Origin of the sequence: Cryobacterium lyxosi (assembly GCF_004403345.1) — a bacterium.
Lineage (GTDB): Bacteria > Actinomycetota > Actinomycetes > Actinomycetales > Microbacteriaceae > Cryobacterium > Cryobacterium lyxosi.
Genome location: NZ_SOGT01000013.1, coordinates 61542 through 80165, shown reverse-complemented (window position 1 = coordinate 80165; position 18624 = coordinate 61542). Strand labels below are relative to the sequence as shown.

Here is an 18624-nt window from a genome sequence, read left to right as displayed (position 1 = left end):
TTTCTCCTTCTAAGCCAGTACGTCAATGGTGTGGGTAGATCCGAATTGGGGTGGTCGTTGCTCGCGCGGAGTATCCGGTGCTCGGCCGTCTGCGCTACGAGCGTCGCTATTGCGTGCGTCAGCCTCGGAGCGCGGCTGACGGGTGGCGCTCGGATCGCCGGCCTGGCTATCGGACGACAGGTTGAGCTGGGCGCTCAGCCCGGAACCGGCGAGGTCACGACGTAGGTCGGGCAAAATCACGCGCAGGGCGTCGCGGGCCAGGTCTGTAGGAGCGAACAGCTCCACCCGAATACCCTCCCCCGTCACATGCGCCCGCACGGTGACCGGTCCCAGATTGTCGGGCGACACGCTGATGGTCAGCACGTGCTCACCGGGGGCCGCGGTGGTGAGCGAGAACAGTGGCTTCATGATCTGGGCGGTGAGCGGCATGGCGTTGACCGAAGCGGGCGCGGCCACTCCAGCGGTTGTGGGGGTCGACACCACGGCCGGCAACCCGATGGCCCCAGCAGTGGGCAGGGCGGATGCCGCGGGCGCCGATGATGCCGAGTGCGCGACGGCGTCGGTGTCGGTGTCGGCAACGGCGTCGGTGCCTCGCCCGGTCAGCCGTACGGACTCGGGCACCGCGAAGCTAGACGCCCCCGCGATGGTAACCGCGGTGTTCAGCGTGGCAGTGTTTTGCACCGCACCGGCCTGCGCCGCACCAGCCTGCGCCGCACCACCTGCCGCAGTTGCCGGGACGTCTGCCGCAGTTACCGGGACGTCTGCCGCAGTTACCGGGACACCTACCGCAGTTGCCGGGACACCTACCGCAGTTGCCGGGACACGTGACGCAGTTACCACTCCGGAGATTGCTGAGGCGGGCGGCGGAGCCGTCGACGCTGTCACAGACGCTGTGACATCCGCTGTGACTTCAGCCGTGGTGAACGCCGTGGGTGTGGCATCAGCCGCGGACGCTGCCGTGACGGTGGCACGGCTCGAGGCCGCCGCCGCTTGAGCCGCAGCGGTCGGAGCTGCGACGACGACGGAGGCGAACGTCGTGGCGGTCGGGGCTGCTGCGCCCGCATCGCCGGTGGGGAGTACAACAGCGATAGTTCTTGTTGCAGGGTCGGGCGTACGAAGTGCGGGGATCGTTGCTACGGCGGCCGAAGCAATCGAGGCCGCTGAACCCGCCGTGACACCGAACGTACCTGCCGTTGCGGCCAGTGCCGCAACGGCCGCCGTGACAGGTGCCGCCGCATCGAGTGCGTTCCAGTGAGCAGCCGAAACGGAGGTTACCGAATGGCCAGTGCCGTCGGCTACCACTGCGGCCGTATTATCCCACGCAAAAGCCGCCGGGAACGACACGGGGACGACCGGAATGGTGGCATCCGCTGCGACGAAATCAGGGTGCACTACGGACAACGACGACGTCGAACCGGCTGTGGAATCCGCAGCATGATCCCCCGTCGGCTCCGTCGGCTCCGGCGGCTCCGTCGACACCGGCGGCTCCGTCGGCTCCGGGGCCGATGAAGCGCCAGTGCGCCCCGCAAGGGCGTCATCCATGATCGACCCGAAGGCATCGGCGCCCGGCGACACCGACCTCGTCTCGCGCGCGGCGACGGGCGCAGACGGCGCTGCGGCTGGGCGAAAGTGACCGAGAATGAGAGTCATAGTGCGCTTCCCGTGACTGTTGGGTTCTGCTGGGCGAAAGCGGTAAAGGCTGCGTTGAGCATGTCGGCAGGGCCGGCGCCCGTGACAGCGGTGTCGGTCGGAATGATGCGGCGGATGGTGGTGATGTCGGCATCCGTCATATACGCCTCGCGCAGGCAGACGGTGCGGCCTGGATACGGCGCGTGAATGACCTTGTTGTCGCCGGCGTAGATGAGAATGTGGTCGCCACCACTGGTGACGATGAGGTCGCCCGGCTGGGCTTCCGCAAGGGAAGCGACCTCCGTTCCCATCTTCATCTGCCCCGACACGAGTCGCGGCAGTTCTATACCGATATCGGCATAGACGGTCTGCACGAGTCCGGAGCAGTCCATTCCGCTGGAATCTTCACCACCGAACACGTAGGGCACGCCGAGGTATTTCTGTGCGGAGGCGACCACGTCAGTGCCGCTTGCGCCCGTGCCCGATCCGGTCACGCTGGTTGCGGTCGTGCCGGCAGTGCCGAGCGCCGCCGCCAGGGTCGCTGCAAAGCTACCAGCCGAAGCGGATGCCGCACCGGTCGTCGCCGCTGTGGCCGTTGTCGCTGTAGCCGTTGTCGGTACCCGGTCTGAAGCCACGCTGGAGAGCTGCTGCAGTGTGGCCTGGATCTGGCTGATTCGCCCCATGGCCGCGATCATCGTCATGGTGTCTCCTCCTCGTTCATCGTGGCGGTATTGTTCGTGCCGGTACTGTTCGTGGCGGTATTGTTCGTACCGGGATGGGAGCGGTGCCACCGCGCCCCGGCAATTTCGTCGAGCACGGTCTGCTCGGCGTGCAGGTCTTGCGCCAGCAGCGCGGCAGCGTGCCGCTCGTGCAGTTTTTCGAGCGCGACCGACTCGGCCCTGGCCGCGTTGTACGTAGTCTGGGCCGAGTCCAGGCTCTCCTGGTGGTTGCGGCCAACGGCTTCAAGCTCGGCAAGCATGCTGCGCGACGACGACCGCGCCGCGGCCATGGCGTTGAGAGCAGCGATGGTCTGCGGGGAATTGCCGAGGGAACCGAGCGCAGTGCGGGCGCGCCCATGGCGGGCCTCGATCGTCGCCACCCGGGCGTTCGCTTCGGCCAGGTCGAGGGCAGCCTGGTCCTGCTGCAGCTTGCGCAATCGCAGCAGTCCGGCAAGAGGAAAGAGGCGGCTCATGCGACAGCCCCGAACGCACGGGTCAGTCGGGTGAGCTGGGCCCAGGCCTGCTCGCTGGGAGTCTGGTCGTTCATCCGCTGCTGTAGGAAAGCTTTGATGGCCGAGTCATTCTCAACGGCCGCATCGACCATTGGGTTGGTGCCGGCCCGATACGCTCCGACGTCGAGCAGGTCCTGGGCGCCCTGACGGGCCGCCATCACCGTGCGCAGGGCCGTCGCGATCGCGTTTCGTTCCGGACTGTTCACCCGCGAGGCAACGCGAGAAATGGAGGCGAGCACATCGACCGACGGAAAATGGCCGGTGACGGCAAGCTTACGGTCGAGCACAACGTGACCGTCGAGAATAGACCGCGCCGCATCTGCGATCGGTTCGTTGTGGTCATCGCCGTCGACGAGCACGGTGTAAATTCCAGTGATCGAGCCGGTTTCACCAGTTCCGGCGCGTTCGAGGAGTCGGGCCAGCACCGAGAAAGTCGACGGCGGATAGCCACGGGTAGCCGGCGGTTCGCCGACCGAAAGGCCGATTTCGCGCTGGGCCATGGCGACGCGGGTGAGCGAGTCCATCATGAGCATGACGTCGGCGCCCTGATCGCGAAACGATTCGGCGATGCGGGTCGCGGTGAACGCGGCGCGTAACCGCATCATTGCGGGTTCGTCTGAGGTGGAGACCACGACGATGGAACGGGCCAGGCCTTCCGGGCCAAGGTCGTCTTCGAGAAACTCCCGAACCTCACGCCCGCGTTCCCCCACCAGCGCGATGACCGATACCTGAGCATCCGTTCCACGAGCGATCATCGACAGCAATGACGACTTTCCCACGCCGGAACCGGCGAACAGTCCCATGCGCTGGCCGCGACCGACCGTCGTGAGCGTGTCGAGTACGCGTACGCCCAGGTGCAGCGGGGTCGTGATGCGTGCCCGGTGCATGGCCGACGGGCTGTCGTGTTCGAGCAAAACGGCACCGTCGGAATCGAGCGGTCCCTTGCCATCGATCGGGCGGCCGAGACCGTCGATGACGCGCCCGAACAGGCCGCGACCGGTGGGCACGAGCAGGGACGAACCGGCTGATCGCACCCGGGCCCCCGCCTGCAACCCGGTGATACGGCCAAGCGGCATACACCGAATGCTGGTCTGGGTCGTGGCGACGACCTCCGCATCGATTCCTTCGTGGCCTGGACGGGCGTCGAGAGTGACAATGTCGCCGATTGCCGAGCGCAGGCCACGCACCTCCACGCCGAGCCCGACGATGGACGACACGATACCGACCCGCTCAGGGCGGCCGGCTTCGATCGCTTGTGCGAGCTGCGCGGTGCGTGGACGCCAGGCTGTGATCATGCTTCGACCTCGGCAAGGGCGGCCTTCGCGCGGGCGAACGCCGTGCTGATGCGTGCGTCGAGAAACCCGTCACTGAATTCCGTGATGGCGTCTCCGCGCTTGAGCTCGGAATCGGCGACGAAGCGGATGCTCTCCAGCGCCCGCGTCTGCGCGTGCAGCACGACAAGGTCCTCCGGGTGCATGCGAATGCTGTGGACCTCGCTGCGATCGAGTTGGTCAGGCTGGTACAGGGCGCGTTCCAAAGCCCGGCGAGCCGACGGCTCGGTGTGGCTGAGTTCGCAGCCCAGAATGGCTTCGGCCAGTTCGAGCGACGTGTTCACGAGGGTGGATTCCGCCTGCTGAATAAGTGGGATGCTGCGTTCGTCGAGGGCTCGGGCGGCGGCAGCGAGCAAACGCACCACGTGGTCGATCTGCGTTTCACCGTAGCGTTCGTTTTCGGCGTGTTCGGCGTTGATCTCTTCGGCGCGGCGCGCGACATCCCCTGCGGCCAGGCGCAGCCCTTCGGTATAGCCGGCGGCGTGGCCTTCTGCGCGCGACTGCTCGGCAGCACGGTCCTGTTCTTCGTCGTGCAAACGCGGAAAAGCCATACGGCCGAACCCGGTGTCAGTTGACATATTCGTCCTCGGCACCGCGCTGCACCGTGATATTTCCCTGCGCTTCCATATCGCGAATAGCGCGCACGATTTCGGCGCGGGCGTCTTCGACCTGGCGCATGCGCACCGGACCGAGGCTCTTGGTCTCGTCGTCGAGCACATCGCGGTTGCGCTCGGAGAGGTTGGCCCGAATGACCTCGATGACGGCGTCGGTGCTGCCCTTCATCGCCAGGGCCAGCACATTCGTGTCAATTCCGCGTAGTACCTGCTGCACGTCCCGGCTTTCGAGCTTGACGATGTCGGCGAAAGTGAGCATGCGTGAACGAATCTCTTCGGCGAGGGCGGGGTCGCGTTCTTCGAGACTTTCCAGCAGCGCCCGCTCGGTAGCGGCATCCGCTCGATTGATGATGTCAACGAGCGGCTGGATACCGCCGATGACTTCTGCGCTGGCGCGAGCCACGATCTTGCCGGTGCGCAGTTTCAGTGTGTCCGTGACGATGCGGATGGCCTCGGGGGTCGCACTGGACATCGTGGCGATGCATTGCGCTACGTCGGTGCGCAAACTGGCTTCCATGCCGGCCAGAACAGCCGATGCCTGATCGCGCCTCAAGTGCGCCAGAACGAGAGCGACGGTCTGGGGCATTTCGCCATCGAGCAGGGTGAGTACGTCGCCGGGCTCTGATGGGTCCAGAAACTCGAAAGCTTTGCCGGCCATCGACGTGGCGACCCGGTTCATGACGCCCGCCGCGCGCTCAGCGCCGAAGGAAGCCTCGAGCAGGCCGATCGCGAAGTCGTGCCCGCCCCTGGACAGACGGCGGCCCTTGAGGCTAATTTCGTGAAACTCGTTCAGCGTGGCTTCGGCCAGTGCCGGATCGACGTTGCGCAGTTGAACAATCTCGCCCGCGATGACCTCGGCTTCGATATCGCTGAACTCTTTCATGACCTCGGTCGCGCGCTGACGGTCCATGTTCATGAGCACGACGGCGACCTTCTGGGTGCCGCTCAAGACCGTGAGTACATCGCTCATGCTGGCTGCCGATCGTCCATGAGTCCGCGCAGGAACTCCGCGGTGCTGCGCGGGTCGCTCTGGGCGAGCGCGTCGATTTCTGCACGACGGATGTCGGTGTCGCTGGGCACGAACGCCACGGTCGGGAGGATCTGGGTCGGGGTGTCATTGCCCTGGTCAAGGAACAGGGTTGCCGGTGACGCGGTGACCGACAGCGGTGTCGGCACTTCACCGAGCGCGTCCTGCACTGGGGCAAGGTCACCGATCTCGACCGATTCCCGGCTCTGGCGCCGTGATCGGCGTGCATACAGAATCAGGCTGACAACGAGCGTGATGACAATGCCGGCGGTGATCACGGACACCCGCAGAATATCGGCGAACCGTTCGGCGGCCGCGGCATCCGCTGCCGCTTGGAGCGCCGCCGCTGCCGCTGCCGCACCGGCGGTGTCAAAGGCCATGACCTCGACGGTGACTGCGTCACCGCGAATGGCGTCGATTCCAGCAGCGGAGGTGACGAGGGACGTGATGTCGACCACGTTGAGATTGGCGGCGGCATCCGCGTCGACGGCCACGGAGACCGTCTGTCGGGTGATTGCCCCGGCCGGGATAGTACGGCTCTCGGTCACTTTATTGACCGCGTTATTGCGGGTGGTCGATTCGCTTGAGAACGTGCCGTCGGTGGCACCATCGGCCGCGACGGCCGCCTCTGCACCGAGCACACCGGCGGCGTTGCCCCCGGTTCCCGTATAGGTTTCCGTGTCAACGGATTCGTTGAGGGCCGGAGTCTCGATCGGGGCGGTGAACGACTCTTCCACCCGTTCGGCTGATTCATAGCTCATGTCGGCAGCAACAACGACGGTGGAGTTGCCGGCACCGACGACCTTGTCGAGCATGGCCTGCACGGCGTTGCCGACACGAGATTCATAGTCAGAGGCCTGTTGCTCCGCTCCCCCCGTGGCGCCGATTCCAACGGCGGAGAGAACGGCGCCGGTCGAGTCGACGACAGCTACGTCGGCTGCGGCCATGCCGTCGATCGAGGCGCTCGTCAGGTGGACTATCGCCTGCACCTGGTCGTTGGAGAGCGAAACGCCGTTTTCAGTTTCAACGAAAACGGAGGCCGTCGGGTCGTTCTTCTCCGATACGAACACACTGTCTTCGGGGATCGCCAGCCGTACCGAAGCAATCTGAACGCCGTCGAGCGCACCGATGGTCTTGGCAAGTTCGCCCTCGAGTGCGCGCTTATACGTTACCGACTGCTGAAACTCGCTCGACGTGACACCCATGGTGTCGAGCAGGGAATATCCCCCGGTGCTCGATGTGGGCAGGCCGGCCGAAGCCGCCTTGATGCGTTCGTCGTAGACGTTCGCTTCGGGCACCAGAATGGTGGCGCCGCCATTTGCCAGTTCGTACTCCACACCGTCAGCCCTCAGCTGTTCGACGATACTATTGGCGTCCTCGCCGCTGAGGCCGGAGAACAGGGGCGTGAATGCCGGCTTGGTCACCCACATGCTGAGCGCGGCGATGCCGAGTACGAGCACCGCGACGCCAATGATGGCGACCGTGCGCTGGGCGATGGTGAACTCGCGAATAGCGTTTCCGAAGCGCTTGAACACGCTGGTGACCTGCCGGGGCATCAGGCCTGCATCCTCATGATCTCGTTGAACGCGTCGACGCCTTTGTTACGCACGGCTGCGACGAGTTCCATGGTCACCTGCGCGCGAGTAGACGCAATCGTGGCGGTGTGAATGTCATTGAGGTCACCGGTCACGGCCTGAATGGCGAGGGCGTTCGACGTTCCTTGCAGCTGCTGCAGATTGTCGACGGCGCCCGAGAGCGCGGTGCCGAAGCCGGAGCCATCGATGCGCTGCGTGGGGGTCGTGGCAGAAGTGCCCATGACTCCGGAGAGCGACGTTGCGGCGGTGGTTGCGTTGATAGCGCTGAGCGGCATCAGCCACGTCCGATCTGTAGTGCGGCTTCGTAGGCCGTCTTGGCCCGGTCGACGACGGCGGCGTTGGCCTGGTAGCCACGTTGGGCCATGATGAGGTTGCCCATCTGCTTCGCCAGGTCGATTTCGGGGTACCGCACGTAACCGTCGGCATCGGCCAAAGGATGCTCCGGCTCGTAGACGAGGGTTCCCTCAGCGCCGCCAAATGCGGCACTCGCGCTGGCTCCGACGTTGCCGGCTCCTTCCTGCGCCACGATGTAGCGTTCCTGGAAAGCAGCGTCGTTGGTTGCCGTGGCGGTATTGGCGTTGGCGAGGTTGTCGGCGATGGCGTCGAGCCATTTGCGGTGCAGGGTCATTCCGCTTCCGGCGATACCGATGGCGTCGACCATCAGGCGGTCTTCATCGCGGCGCGCATTGACGTGGCCGGCCCCTCGACTGCCCGAGCCGCGAACTGGTAGCGCAGCAACGCGTCGATGTTGGCGAGGGTCTCGGTGTCGAGGTTGACATTGTTGCCGTTCAGCAGGGTCGGATCGAGTGAGCGCTCGGTTGTGGCCGCCGCCAGGCCACTGCCATCGGCGACTGACTGGGCCAGAGCGCTCTCGAAGGAGACGACCTTTGCGTGATAGTTGGGCGTATTGATATTCGCGATGTTGTTCGCGATCGTGCGCTGGCGCAGGGCCAGACCGTCCAATGCGCTGGTGAGGGCTAGGGAGGTCACGGAATCAAGCATTCGTACCCGCTTCGTCGACGAAAGACACGTCGGCCGATCCTTGGCCTGATTATGAGCACTCCGTGCTCACCACTTGCTATCGGTCAGCCCGACAGAACCGTAAGCAGTTCGTGAGAACATTCTCCCGGATTGTTGCGCTACGGGTGATGGCGGTTATTCAACCGGCAACATCCAGATAAACGGATGCCCGCGCATCGCGCTTCGAAGGTACCAACCGCACGGCCGTGAGGTGTTTGAGAGTGACGCTACGCGCTTGTTCGAGCTCGATAATGATTTTTTGCTGGTTGGTGAGCAAATCACTGGCTCGAACGGCGAAATCGGCAGGCAGGGCGCCGAGGCCAACCGGTGGTGTCCAGGTCGTCAGTGCCGACGCGAGTTCCCCCTCTGCGCTGGTTGACCCTGACATGGTTGACACCGCAATGGTTCGCGCCGCAGCATCAAGCGAGAGTTCGAGCGCGCCAAGGGCGGCCGCCCATGCGACGCGAGCGGCGGCATCCGTTGTGGCGGTCTTAGCCAATGCCGAGCTCACCGCTTCGGCCTGTGGCTGGCGCTGGCGTGGCCGGCAGCAGATCGGCCGCTTCGTGCCAGGTCTGCCGCAACGGCTCGAGCAGCACGATGCACTCGTGCGTACGGGCGGGATTGCGGCTGGTGTTCGCGCTGACCATAGCGGTGGAGACATAGGTATAGAGCGAGAAGAGTCCCTCGCCGCCGTCCCACGCCTCGACGATGAGCGACGTGCTCAACTCCGACACGATTGCCTGGGCGTGCAGCAGATTGTCTGACGCCGTCTGCCAGTCCTGACGCTGCTGGGCCGCTTCGGCGCGGTTCAGGTCGAGCAGCAGGCGGTCGTAGAGCATCGTGAGCAGCCGAACCGGGGTGGCTGAGAGCACCGCGTCGCGGTTGTAGCGCGAACGCTGGGCATTGGATCCTGCACTCATGGTCATCGTCATCATTTCGAGGTGGAGCTGGTCAGGGCACTGACCTGGGCGGTGAGCCAGGCCGACTGAGCGTTCATGTTGCTGAGCTGTACTTCCATCGCAGCGTAGGTGCGTTCGAGGGTAGACCGGCGCGATGCCAGTCGAAGGTCCCAGCTGTCGATCTGGGTGCCGAGGCTCTTCACGAGAGACTCCTGCCCGGTGATCTTCGATGTGATCATGCCGTCGTACTTGTCGGAAGCACTCGAGGCAGCAGTAGCGACGCGACTGGAGATCTCACTGAGGACCCGCTTGACGAACTCGGGCTCGTCCTTCATCGCCGTGGCGAACTTATCAGCATCGAATTGCAGGGTGCCGGTCTTGGTGATGCTGATGCCGATCTCACTCGGTGAGCGGCCGTCGACTGGAGACGACGCCGCGTTCAGAATGAGCTGCTTGACATCGCGCACGGTGCTGTCGCCGCTGAACACTCCGCCCGAGACGATAGCTTTTCCGGTACTGTCGGTGCTGTTCACAACGGCAGACTTCGTCGAGATGAGCGCGAAGACACCGTTGAGTGAATCGACGAGGCCCTTGGCGAGCGAGCTGACCGCCGCATCATCACGACTCACCCTCACCGTGACCGGCTCCGCCGACACGGCCGACACCGTGACCGCAACGCCCGGCAGCAGGTCGGCGAAGGTGTTGGTGGACGACGTGATCGCCTGCTCGGCGGCGGTGCCCTTCCACAGGGTGACCGAGGCGTCTTGGGCGGTGCGGATCAGCGCGGCACCGGGTGCCGTGAGCACGTTACTCGAGGTGCCATCGGCCACCATGGCGGAGGTTCCGGCATGCAGCGCGAAGGCGCCGTTCCGGCCAGTTTCGTCGGCAATCAGCTGGAGACGGTATTGCGTCACGCCCGCGGCGTCGGTGCCGGAGGCGATCTTGGTGGCGGTGATGCCGGCCTCTGCCGCATTGATGGCCGTGACGACGTCGTCGAGCGCGGTCGTGGCGGCGGTGATTGCTGTTTCGGTGCCGTCGTTTGCGACCAGGGTGTAGTCGACGGTCGATGCTTCGGTCATCGCGGCGGTGACGCCCGACTGGGCCTGCGCGAGCTGAGCGACGACGATGTCGAGCGAGCCGGTGGCGGCGTTGCTCGACGCGGAGGTCGTCACCGTCGCGGAGCTGCTCGTAGCAGCGTAGATATTGAGGGAGTCGGTCGTGGCGCTCTTGTTGGCGAGCGTGGCGAGCGAGGCGATTGAGGTATTCAACCCCTGGAGCGCGGTTACTAGGGTGTTCGAGCTGGAAACCCTGGCCTTCAGCTGATTCTGCGGGCCGGCCTCGAGGGTCATCAGCGAGTTGATGAGCGCGGTGGTGTCCAGGCCGCTGATCAGGCCATCGACTGCGAGAGACATTGCGTGACCTTCTCTTGGTTTAGTGCTCTGGTGCATTCTGACAGAGCAGATGCCCGTGCTGTGTGAAAAAAGCTTGGGGCTGCCGAGGCGCGTATCCAAAACGCGCCTCGGCCACCACCAAGCTCAGATCAGGATCGATCTGGTCGTGCGGTTGAGCGGGTGTTACTGGAGGAGCTGCAGAACGCCTGAGTTGGACTGGTTCGCCTGCGCGAGCATGGCGGTACCGGCCTGCGACAGGATGTTCGCACGGGTGTACTTGACCATCTCTTCAGCCATGTCGGTGTCGCGAATACGCGATCCGGCAGCGGTGAGGTTCTCCTTGGAGACGGCCAGGTTCTTGATGACGCTTTCGAACCGGTTCTGCGAAGCACCGAGGTCTGCACGGGCGCTCGAGACGCTTGTCAGCTGCTTGTCCAATACGCCGATCGCAGCGGCGGCTCCGTCTGCAGTCGAGAAGTCCAATTTAACGTCCCCAACGGCGTTCGCGGAAGAGACATCCGTCACATCGGTAGCGGCCGTGCCGGAAACCACAATCTTGTTGTCTGTCGTATTAGTCAGCGCCGTGTTGTTCGACAAGATGTTGTACTTGCCCGCCACTGTACCAGCGGTCACCGTGAATTCGCTTCCCACACCGGCCTGCAGCTTCTTCAGTACACTTGCGTCAGAATCGGTAGCCAGCAGATCGATCGTCTTGGTTTCTCCACCGGTCTGAGCGATACTTACTGTCGTTAGAGTGGCTGACTTAACTTGAACATCAAGGTTCTGAACTGCTCCTTTCAGTGCAACTCCATCGGCGTCCAACCCCTTGAGTGCGTTGACCACAGTGTTGACGTTCGCAGTACTAAGTTTGACTGCGATCTGACTACTCGCGTCGCCGTTCGCGCCGACCTGGAAGCTGAGGTCAGCACCACCTGCGAGGAGCTTGGTGCCGTTGAAGTTGGTCGAATCGCTGATACGAACCAGTTCCTCGCGGAGCGCATCTACCTCGGTAGTGATCGCCTGGCGTGAGTCTGCGTTGTTCGAGTCGTTACCGGCCTGAACGGCGAGGTCACGAACGCGCTGCAGAATGGACTGCACTTCGTTAAGCGAACCTTCAGCGGTCTGGATGACGCTGACGGCGTCCTGAGCGTTACGGGCAGCGACGGTGAGGCCACCGACCTGCGACTTCAGGCCTTCCGAGATTGCGAGGCCGGCGGCGTCATCCGCTGCACGGTTGATGCGAAGACCGCTGGAAAGCTTCTCCAGCGACTTCGACAGGTCGTTCTGTGTTGTTGCGAGGTTGCGGTACGCGTTGTTCGCCGCAATGTTTGTGTTTACCTGCATGGCCATGATGAATCCTCCGTGATTGGGTCGAATACACCGGCCCATCCATGGGCCAGCACTTTGAGCTATCGGCCAGTTTCGGAGGCGGGTTAGAAATCCGCAGGGACTGTTTTGTCAGCACCGTGCGTAGTGCTCACTGGCGAGCGTGCGCGATTGCGGCGCCACCGCCGGCGCCGACGTGCAGCGTCAGGAAAGAGTCAGGATGCAGCGCGGGCGGTGTCGAGACGTTGGGGTTCCTGCGCGGTACGAGTCATTCCCACGCTTGCCAGGCCAGCGAGGCGGGCGAGGTAAGCGCTGCGGCGGGCCGGCGCGATGCGGGACTCCGGCTTGAACTCTGCCACGGTCTCGTCGGAGTAGTGCGTGACCAGCCCGTCGCGCAGCAGGCGAATCGCTTCGGCGCGCGTTTGCGACACGGCGGAGTGGGTGGTGCCGAGCTCAGCCGCGATGTCCTTGACCGAGCGATCGTCGAAATAGACCTGCTCGACGATGGCACGCATCTTGTCGGGCAGGGCGCCGACCGCTGCACGCAGGTAGACGAGGCGTTCGGTGGAGAGCAGTGATTCTTCTGGCATGGCCGTATCAGCCACGAGAAACTCGGCGGTTGTGTCGTCGAGGGCCGAGAGGGTGCGGGCCGCATCGGCCAGGCCCGCCGCTGCGGTGTCGCGGTCGACGCCGAGAGCGTCAGCGATCTCGTTCACACGGGGGGTGCGCCCGAGCGCTGCCGAGAGCGTGTCCTGTACGGCGAGTGTTTCTTTGATGCGACGGCGAGCCGAGCGGGTTGCCCAGTCGCTCGAGCGCATGTCGTCGGCGAAAGCGCCGATAATGCGGCGGCGAGCGAAGGCACCGAAGGGAACTCCGAGAGCGGGATCGAAGGCATCCGCGGATGTGATCAGTGCCAGGGCGCCGGCCGACGCGAGGTCGTCGCGGGAAAGGTGACGAGCTTTGGCCCAAACCTCGGATACGAGATAGCCGACAAGCGGCAGGTTCTCCACGACAAGCGCATTACGGTCTTTCCGATTCACAGCGGCCCCCGAAACATGTCACGTGTCTCCAGCGTGGGGAGATGACCTGATCACCCCAACGCGAGGCACATCGGCCTCAGGGTCAAAGCTACCCCAGTTGTGGGCAAATGGGGACCACTTAATGCCCATTTATGGCATAGTTTCGTCCTCTCTTTAGAGGACACGCTCGCTATTCTCACCGTGAATTCCCTAACCGGCATGACACGGTGGCCGATAGTGGTCACGAATGAACCGGACGGCACGCATTGGTGTGACGCTGGCCTAGGCCAAAAATGATGGGTGGAGTGGTCATGGGCGCCAATGAACTGTCTGCGCTGCTGTGGCGCGAACGCGAGCTGTTGGAGCTCCTCATCTTTAAACTCCAGGAGGAGCAGTTGTTGCTCCAGGGCGGCAAATCGCGCTGGCTGCAATACGCCACACGGGAAGTCGAACAGGTTTTGATGTTGGTACGGGAAGCAGGGCTCGCCCGCACGGTCGAAGTCGCTGCGCTGGCCACCCAGTGGGGCACTTCCGAGGACGCCACCCTGAGCGAACTCGCTGCACACTCCCCGGCCGGCCCGTGGGGCGAAATCTTTGCCTCTCACCTGAAGGCCATGGGCGATCTCACCCTGCAGATCAGGGAACTGCGGGACACGAACGAACGATTTATTCGTGCAGCCGTTCGCTCCACTCAGGAGACTCTGAGCACGTTGAACGTCAACACCCGTACCTATGATGCGAGTGGCGCAACCGCCGCTCCCGAAACCGTCGCTCGCATCTTCGACCGCAACCTCTAAGGCACCTTATGACCTATAAGCGACAGGACTGGACCACCCGGTGAGCACTTTCGGCGGTTTGAACACCGCGTACACTGGCCTCGTCGCCGCGCGGCAAGGCCTGAACGTGGTCGGGCAGAACATCGCCAACGCCAATACAGACGGCTACACCCGGCAACGCGTGTCAACCTCTGCTCTCGGCGCCACGGCATCGACCGGCGTCTTTTCGCAGGGCGCTCGAGTCGGTGAAGGGGTAGCCCTGGTCGGGATCGAACGCCTCGCCAGCACCCAACTCGACTCGCGGGTGCGAGCCACTGCGGCAACCGCCGGTTACACGGCGGTACGTGCGAATGCGCTCGCCTCGATCGAAGACTCGCTGAATGAACCCGGCGAGAATGGCATCTCCGCCAAGCTCGACGAATTCTGGGCCGGCTGGCAGACACTGTCCAATGGCACGGACACAGCCGCTCCCGCCGCGCTGCTGCTTGGAACCGCTGGCGAACTGGTCACGCAGATCTCGGAGGGCTACCGGGCCGTCTCGACTGAGTGGACATCGGTGCGCACCGACCTAAACAATATGGTCTCCGAACTCAACGGCGCGGCCACTCAGGTCGCCGCGCTCAACGTGCAGATTCGCCAGAGCCTCGCCACGGGCGGTACGGCCAATGAACTGCTCGACCAGCGCAACTCCCTCACCACCACGATCGCCGCCCTCACCGGAGCCACCGTCACCGAGCAGGCCGACGGCACCGTGAACGTGCTCGTGGGCGGTAACGCGCTCGTCTCTGGGGAAACGGCTCATCAGCTAGACGTCACTGGTGCACGGGTCATGCAGGACAACGTGTCCGTGCAGCTTGAGTGGAGAGGCAGTGCTCGGACACCGGTCTCAGTAGATGGCGGCGAAATCGCCGGCGCGCTGTCATTGCTGGGCCCAGCCAGTCAAGACACTCTGGCCACGGGTGGTGCTTTGGCCGAAGCCGCAGATGCTTATAATTCGTTCGCCCAGGACCTCGCCAAAAAGGTCAACGATATTTACGAGACCGGCTTCACGCAAGCCGGCGAGACCCAGCAAAAGTTCTTCGCCATCGCGGCGGGCACACCGGCCGCGCAGGCTCTCAGTATTGTGCCGAAGGCATCCGCTGATATGGCCGTTCGCGCGTCAAATGATTCTGGCGCGTACGACAGCACAATAGCGGATGCAATCGCCCAGCTGGGCGCCGGATTCGCTCCGGATGGCAGCGTCATCGTGTCACCGAGCACGGTCTGGTCGGACTTCGTGACGAAGACCGGCGTGCTCACTCAGAGCGAGCTGCAGTCGGCAGCGCTGGCCAGCTCGATGTCGTCGGGGGCCGCCAACCAACAACTGGCCAACTCCTCGGTCGACCTCGACGAAGAAAACGTGAACCTACTCATGTTCCAGCACGCGTACCAAGGAGCGGCTCGCATGATGACGGCCGTCGACGAAATGCTCGACACCCTGATCAACCGCACCGGATTGGTTGGGAGGTAGATCATGGTCGATCGAGTGACCAACCAGACCCAGATGCGCGCGGCCCAGCGCAATCTTCAAGAGAACCTGAGCCAGCTGGCGCGCTTGCAGGAACAAGCCAGCACACTGAAAACCATCAATCGTTCCTCCGACGACCCGACCGCCGCCGCAGCCGCGATGTCGGTGCGGGCCGAGATACGCGCGGTCGACCAGTACAGCGCCAATGCTGACAACGGCAACAACTGGCTGACCACGATCGACTCTGCCCTGTCATCGGCCACCGACATCATGAACCGCGTGCGCGACCTCACGGTGCAGGGCGCGAACTCCGGAGCGCTCACGGCTGCCGCGAAGGAGGCGATCGCCGTCGAGTTGGAAGGTCTCAAGACCGACCTCGCGACCCAGGCCAACACGACGTTTCTCGGCCGTAGCGTCTTTGCCGGTAATTCGGATGATGCCACGGCGTTTATCGCGCTGGGCACGAACCCGGAGACATACGACTATATGGGTGGCACGGGCAGCGTCGAACGGCGCATCAGCGCCACCAGCACCGTGCGGGTCGACGCCGACGGCGGCGCGATCTTCGACGCTCCGACCAGCCCGGGCTCCGGCTCGGTGTTCGACCTGCTCGACGACATCGTGCGAGACTTGCGCTCGACGCCGCCCGTTAATGTGGGAGCACGTCTTACGACTATTGATGAACGGATGGCAGTCATGGTTGGTCAGCACGCAGAAATCGGCGCCCGCCAAGTACAAATTGAACGCGCCCAGTCCACCCTGCTCGAAAAAGCCGGCACACTGGATGCCCAGCGCTCCGGCATTGAAGACGCCGACCTCGGCCAGGTCATCCTCGATTTGAAACTCCAGGAAATGACCTATCAGGCTGCGCTCGCTGTCACTGCCCGTGTGCTCCAACCGACACTGATGGACTTTCTCGCATGAGCAGTACTCTCACCAGTCCGACTCTGAGCTTTGTGTCTCCCCCACCCGGGTTGGCTCCGCTCACCGACTTTGTGCTCGACGAGATCGACGGAGCCGCTGGTCTGTACTCCCTGCAGGCATCCGCTCAGCCGACCACGCGCCTGTTCGTGCTCGACGCGGCCATCTTTCTGCCGAGTTACACCCCGGCGATCTCCAACGAGCAGTCCATGGCCCTGTCGCTGACGACGCCCGACGACGCTCTCGTGCTCGTCGTCATCAACCCCGGCGAGAGCACCACGACGGTGAACCTGATGGCTCCCATCGTGGTCAACGCCCACACCGGTGCCTGCGCCCAGGTCATCCTCGATGACCAGGACTGGCCATTGCACGCCGAGCTCGGCGCCCTTGCCGCCTAGCTTCGACTGGTTACCCGGTGCACGACTCGGCTAGCGCGACTCGGCGTCGATCAGCGCAGCCTCGAAGGCGACCCAGGGCAGCATGGCGCACTTGACCCGGGCCGGGTAGCGCGACACTCCCCCGAACGCGGCGGCATCACCGAGAATCTCCTCGTCGGGCTCGATCTTGCCGCGGGAGCGCAGCATCTCGCGAAAGTTGTCGAGCAGGGCGCGTGCCTCGATCGTGCTGAGGCCACGCAGGGTGTCGGTGAGAATAGAAGCGGATGCCTGCGAGATCGAGCAGCCCTCACCGGTCCAGACCAGGTCGGTGACCGTCTCGGCGTCGATCGAGACACGTAGGGTGACCTCGTCACCGCAGGTGGTGTTGATCTGGTGCGATTCGGCCACCCGCAGGGCACTCGCCGTGCCGATCGCTATGGCGTCGGCCAGCGGCGTGAGCTCGACCGCCCCGTGGCGGGCCTTCGCGTGCTCGAGAATGATCGTCTGGTAGAGCTGCTGCAGGTCACTCATGGCTTGACACCGAAGAAGGGAGCGACTTCGGCGAGGGTGGCCAGAAACAGGTCGACCTCGTCGGTGGTGTTGTAGAGGTAGGTGCTTGCCCGGGTGGATGCGGTCACACCGAGCCGGCGGTGCAGCGGCTGGGCGCAATGGTGGCCCACCCGCACGGCGATGCCGGCATCGTCAAGAAACTGGCCGACATCGTGGGCGTGTACTCCGGCGACATCGACGGCGGCGAGCCCGAGCCGTTCCACGCCGAGCCCGGGGCCGAGCAGGCGTACGCCGGAGATCTCGGCAACCCCGGCGACCAGGCGCTGGCCCAGCTGGGCTTCCCAGGCAGCGACCCGATCCATGCCGGTTTCGCTCAGGTAGTCGACGGCCGCCGCCAGCGCGATCGCCTGCGAGATGCGCTGCGTACCGGCTTCGAAGCGTTGCGGCGGCGCGAGAAACTCGGCAGTGTGCATGTCCACGGTGGTGATCATCGATCCGCCGGTCAGAAATGGCGGCATGTCGGCGAGCAGCTCGGCCCGGCCATAGAGCGCGCCGATGCCGGTGGGGCCGAGCATCTTGTGGCCGGAGAAGACGGCGAAGTCCACATCGAGCGCTTTCACGTTGACCGGCAGGTGCGGCACGGTCTGGCAGGCGTCGAGCACGACCAGTGCCCCGACTTTACGAGCCAGCGCCACGAGTTCGGCGACCGGGTTGATGGTTCCGGTGACGTTCGAGCCATGGGTGAAGGCGAGGAGCTTCGTGTGTTGACCGACGATATCCGCTGCGGCCAGCAGATCGAGGCTGCCGTCATCGAGCACGGGAATGAAACGCAGGGTGGCCCCGGTGCGCTGCGCCAGTTGCTGCCAGGGAATGAGATTGGCGTGGTGTTCCATCTCGGTGACCACGATCTCGTCGCCGGTGCCCAGGCTGAACCGGCGCGCGGCCGGGCCGCCGAGGCCGAGGTAGGCGTTGGAGAAGCTGTAGGCGAGCAGATTGATGGCCTCGGTGGCGTTGGAAGTCCAGACGATCTCATCGGTCCCTGCGCCGACGAAAGCGGCTACTTTGTCGCGGGCGGCTTCGAACCCCTCCGTTGCCTCGACGGCGAGCGTGTGAGCTCCGCGGTGCACTGCGGCGTTTCGCTGCTCGTAGTATTCCTGCTCGGCTTCCATCACGCTGATCGGGTTCTGCGAGGTCGCTCCCGAGTCGAGATAGACGAGCGGATGCCCATTCACCGTCTGGTGCAGCACCGGAAAGTCGTTGCGAATGCGTTCAACGTCAATGTTGGTCAGCGGAGCCAATTTTGGGTGCTGGGCGGCATGGGCTGGAGAGTTGGCGGACGATGGGGCAAAAGACGTCATACCCCAAGGATATTCCCTCGCCCCGAACGTGGGCACCGCAAAGCGGAGTATGACACAGCGGTGGAAAACCCGGCGGTAGCATGTGAGGCTTGA

The 18624-nt window shown here is 64.2% G+C and carries 21 protein-coding genes; 4 read left to right on the top strand and 17 right to left on the bottom strand.

Annotation, left to right across the window (positions count from 1 at the left end):
• Window positions 1–9: 9 nt before the first annotated feature.
• From E3T27_RS12485 to E3T27_RS12415, 15 genes are all read right to left on the bottom strand, one after another.
• Window positions 10–1650 (bottom strand): flagellar hook-length control protein FliK, encoded by a 1641-nt coding sequence (locus E3T27_RS12485; RefSeq protein WP_166786208.1) that lies wholly within the window; start codon window positions 1648–1650, stop codon window positions 10–12.
• Window positions 1647–2330, bottom strand: coding sequence for a C40 family peptidase (locus tag E3T27_RS12480; RefSeq protein WP_134573137.1), 684 nt, complete (start codon window positions 2328–2330; stop codon window positions 1647–1649). The genes E3T27_RS12485 and E3T27_RS12480 overlap by 4 nt, the downstream gene beginning before the upstream one ends.
• Window positions 2327–2821 carry a flagellar export protein FliJ gene (gene fliJ, locus E3T27_RS12475; protein WP_134573135.1) on the bottom strand — a complete coding sequence of 165 codons (495 nt, stop codon included), beginning with the start codon at window positions 2819–2821 and terminating at the stop codon, window positions 2327–2329. The genes E3T27_RS12480 and fliJ overlap by 4 nt, the downstream gene beginning before the upstream one ends.
• A complete protein-coding gene (locus E3T27_RS12470; protein ID WP_134573133.1) occupies window positions 2818–4155 on the bottom strand; it encodes a FliI/YscN family ATPase in 1338 nt (445 codons plus the stop codon). The genes fliJ and E3T27_RS12470 overlap by 4 nt, the downstream gene beginning before the upstream one ends.
• Window positions 4152–4769, bottom strand: a complete 618-nt coding sequence (locus E3T27_RS12465) for a FliH/SctL family protein (RefSeq protein ID WP_104195811.1) — start codon at window positions 4767–4769, stop codon at window positions 4152–4154. Before E3T27_RS12465 ends, E3T27_RS12470 begins: the two co-directional genes overlap by 4 nt.
• A complete protein-coding gene (gene fliG, locus E3T27_RS12460; RefSeq protein ID WP_104195810.1) occupies window positions 4759–5775 on the bottom strand; it encodes a flagellar motor switch protein FliG in 1017 nt (338 codons plus the stop codon). The genes E3T27_RS12465 and fliG overlap by 11 nt, the downstream gene beginning before the upstream one ends.
• Window positions 5772–7388 (bottom strand): flagellar basal-body MS-ring/collar protein FliF, encoded by a 1617-nt coding sequence (fliF, locus tag E3T27_RS12455; protein WP_134573131.1) that lies wholly within the window; start codon window positions 7386–7388, stop codon window positions 5772–5774. Before fliF ends, fliG begins: the two co-directional genes overlap by 4 nt.
• On the bottom strand, window positions 7388–7648 hold the full coding sequence (gene fliE, locus E3T27_RS12450) for a flagellar hook-basal body complex protein FliE (RefSeq protein WP_478213407.1): 261 nt from the start codon (window positions 7646–7648) through the stop codon (window positions 7388–7390). The genes fliF and fliE overlap by 1 nt, the downstream gene beginning before the upstream one ends.
• A 53-nt stretch (window positions 7649–7701) precedes the next feature.
• The gene (locus tag E3T27_RS12445; RefSeq protein ID WP_134573127.1) at window positions 7702–8091 is read right to left on the bottom strand and encodes a flagellar basal body rod protein FlgC; all 390 of its coding nucleotides are present in this window, start codon (window positions 8089–8091) and stop codon (window positions 7702–7704) included.
• Window positions 8088–8429 (bottom strand): flagellar basal body rod protein FlgB, encoded by a 342-nt coding sequence (locus E3T27_RS12440; RefSeq protein ID WP_134573125.1) that lies wholly within the window; start codon window positions 8427–8429, stop codon window positions 8088–8090. Before E3T27_RS12440 ends, E3T27_RS12445 begins: the two co-directional genes overlap by 4 nt.
• A 157-nt stretch (window positions 8430–8586) precedes the next feature.
• A complete protein-coding gene (locus E3T27_RS12435) occupies window positions 8587–8946 on the bottom strand; it encodes a hypothetical protein (protein WP_134573123.1) in 360 nt (119 codons plus the stop codon).
• Window positions 8939–9367, bottom strand: coding sequence for a flagellar export chaperone FliS (locus E3T27_RS12430; RefSeq protein ID WP_166786207.1), 429 nt, complete (start codon window positions 9365–9367; stop codon window positions 8939–8941). The genes E3T27_RS12435 and E3T27_RS12430 overlap by 8 nt, the downstream gene beginning before the upstream one ends.
• An 11-nt stretch (window positions 9368–9378) precedes the next feature.
• Window positions 9379–10758, bottom strand: coding sequence for a flagellar filament capping protein FliD (fliD, locus tag E3T27_RS12425; RefSeq protein ID WP_134573121.1), 1380 nt, complete (start codon window positions 10756–10758; stop codon window positions 9379–9381).
• Window positions 10759–10920: 162 nt separating this feature from the next.
• A complete protein-coding gene (locus E3T27_RS12420) occupies window positions 10921–12087 on the bottom strand; it encodes a flagellin N-terminal helical domain-containing protein (protein WP_134573119.1) in 1167 nt (388 codons plus the stop codon).
• A 191-nt stretch (window positions 12088–12278) separates the two neighbouring features.
• On the bottom strand, window positions 12279–13103 hold the full coding sequence (locus E3T27_RS12415; RefSeq protein WP_104195802.1) for a sigma-70 family RNA polymerase sigma factor: 825 nt from the start codon (window positions 13101–13103) through the stop codon (window positions 12279–12281).
• A gap of 272 nt (window positions 13104–13375) precedes the next feature.
• On the opposite strand from E3T27_RS12415, the gene E3T27_RS12410 reads away from it, so the two are divergent.
• From E3T27_RS12410 to E3T27_RS12395, 4 genes are read left to right on the top strand one after another with little or no spacing between them, the layout of a single operon-like run.
• A complete protein-coding gene (locus E3T27_RS12410) occupies window positions 13376–13879 on the top strand; it encodes a flagellar protein FlgN (protein WP_338144901.1) in 504 nt (167 codons plus the stop codon).
• Window positions 13880–13919: 40 nt separating this feature from the next.
• The gene (flgK, locus tag E3T27_RS12405) at window positions 13920–15368 is read left to right on the top strand and encodes a flagellar hook-associated protein FlgK (RefSeq protein ID WP_134573117.1); all 1449 of its coding nucleotides are present in this window, start codon (window positions 13920–13922) and stop codon (window positions 15366–15368) included.
• 3 nt (window positions 15369–15371) lie between these two features.
• Window positions 15372–16289: a flagellar hook-associated protein FlgL gene (gene flgL, locus E3T27_RS12400; RefSeq protein ID WP_134573116.1), complete on the top strand. Its 918-nt coding sequence runs from the start codon at window positions 15372–15374 to the stop codon at window positions 16287–16289.
• Window positions 16286–16684 carry a flagellar assembly protein FliW gene (locus E3T27_RS12395; RefSeq protein ID WP_134573114.1) on the top strand — a complete coding sequence of 133 codons (399 nt, stop codon included), beginning with the start codon at window positions 16286–16288 and terminating at the stop codon, window positions 16682–16684. Before flgL ends, E3T27_RS12395 begins: the two co-directional genes overlap by 4 nt.
• A gap of 30 nt (window positions 16685–16714) precedes the next feature.
• Here E3T27_RS12395 and sufU read toward each other — a convergent pair whose 3' ends face one another.
• Both sufU and E3T27_RS12385 read right to left on the bottom strand, forming a co-directional pair.
• The gene (sufU, locus tag E3T27_RS12390; protein ID WP_104195797.1) at window positions 16715–17194 is read right to left on the bottom strand and encodes a Fe-S cluster assembly sulfur transfer protein SufU; all 480 of its coding nucleotides are present in this window, start codon (window positions 17192–17194) and stop codon (window positions 16715–16717) included.
• Complete coding sequence (locus E3T27_RS12385) at window positions 17191–18531, bottom strand: SufS family cysteine desulfurase (protein ID WP_134573112.1); 1341 nt, start codon at window positions 18529–18531, stop codon at window positions 17191–17193. Before E3T27_RS12385 ends, sufU begins: the two co-directional genes overlap by 4 nt.
• Window positions 18532–18624: the final 93 nt, after the last annotated feature.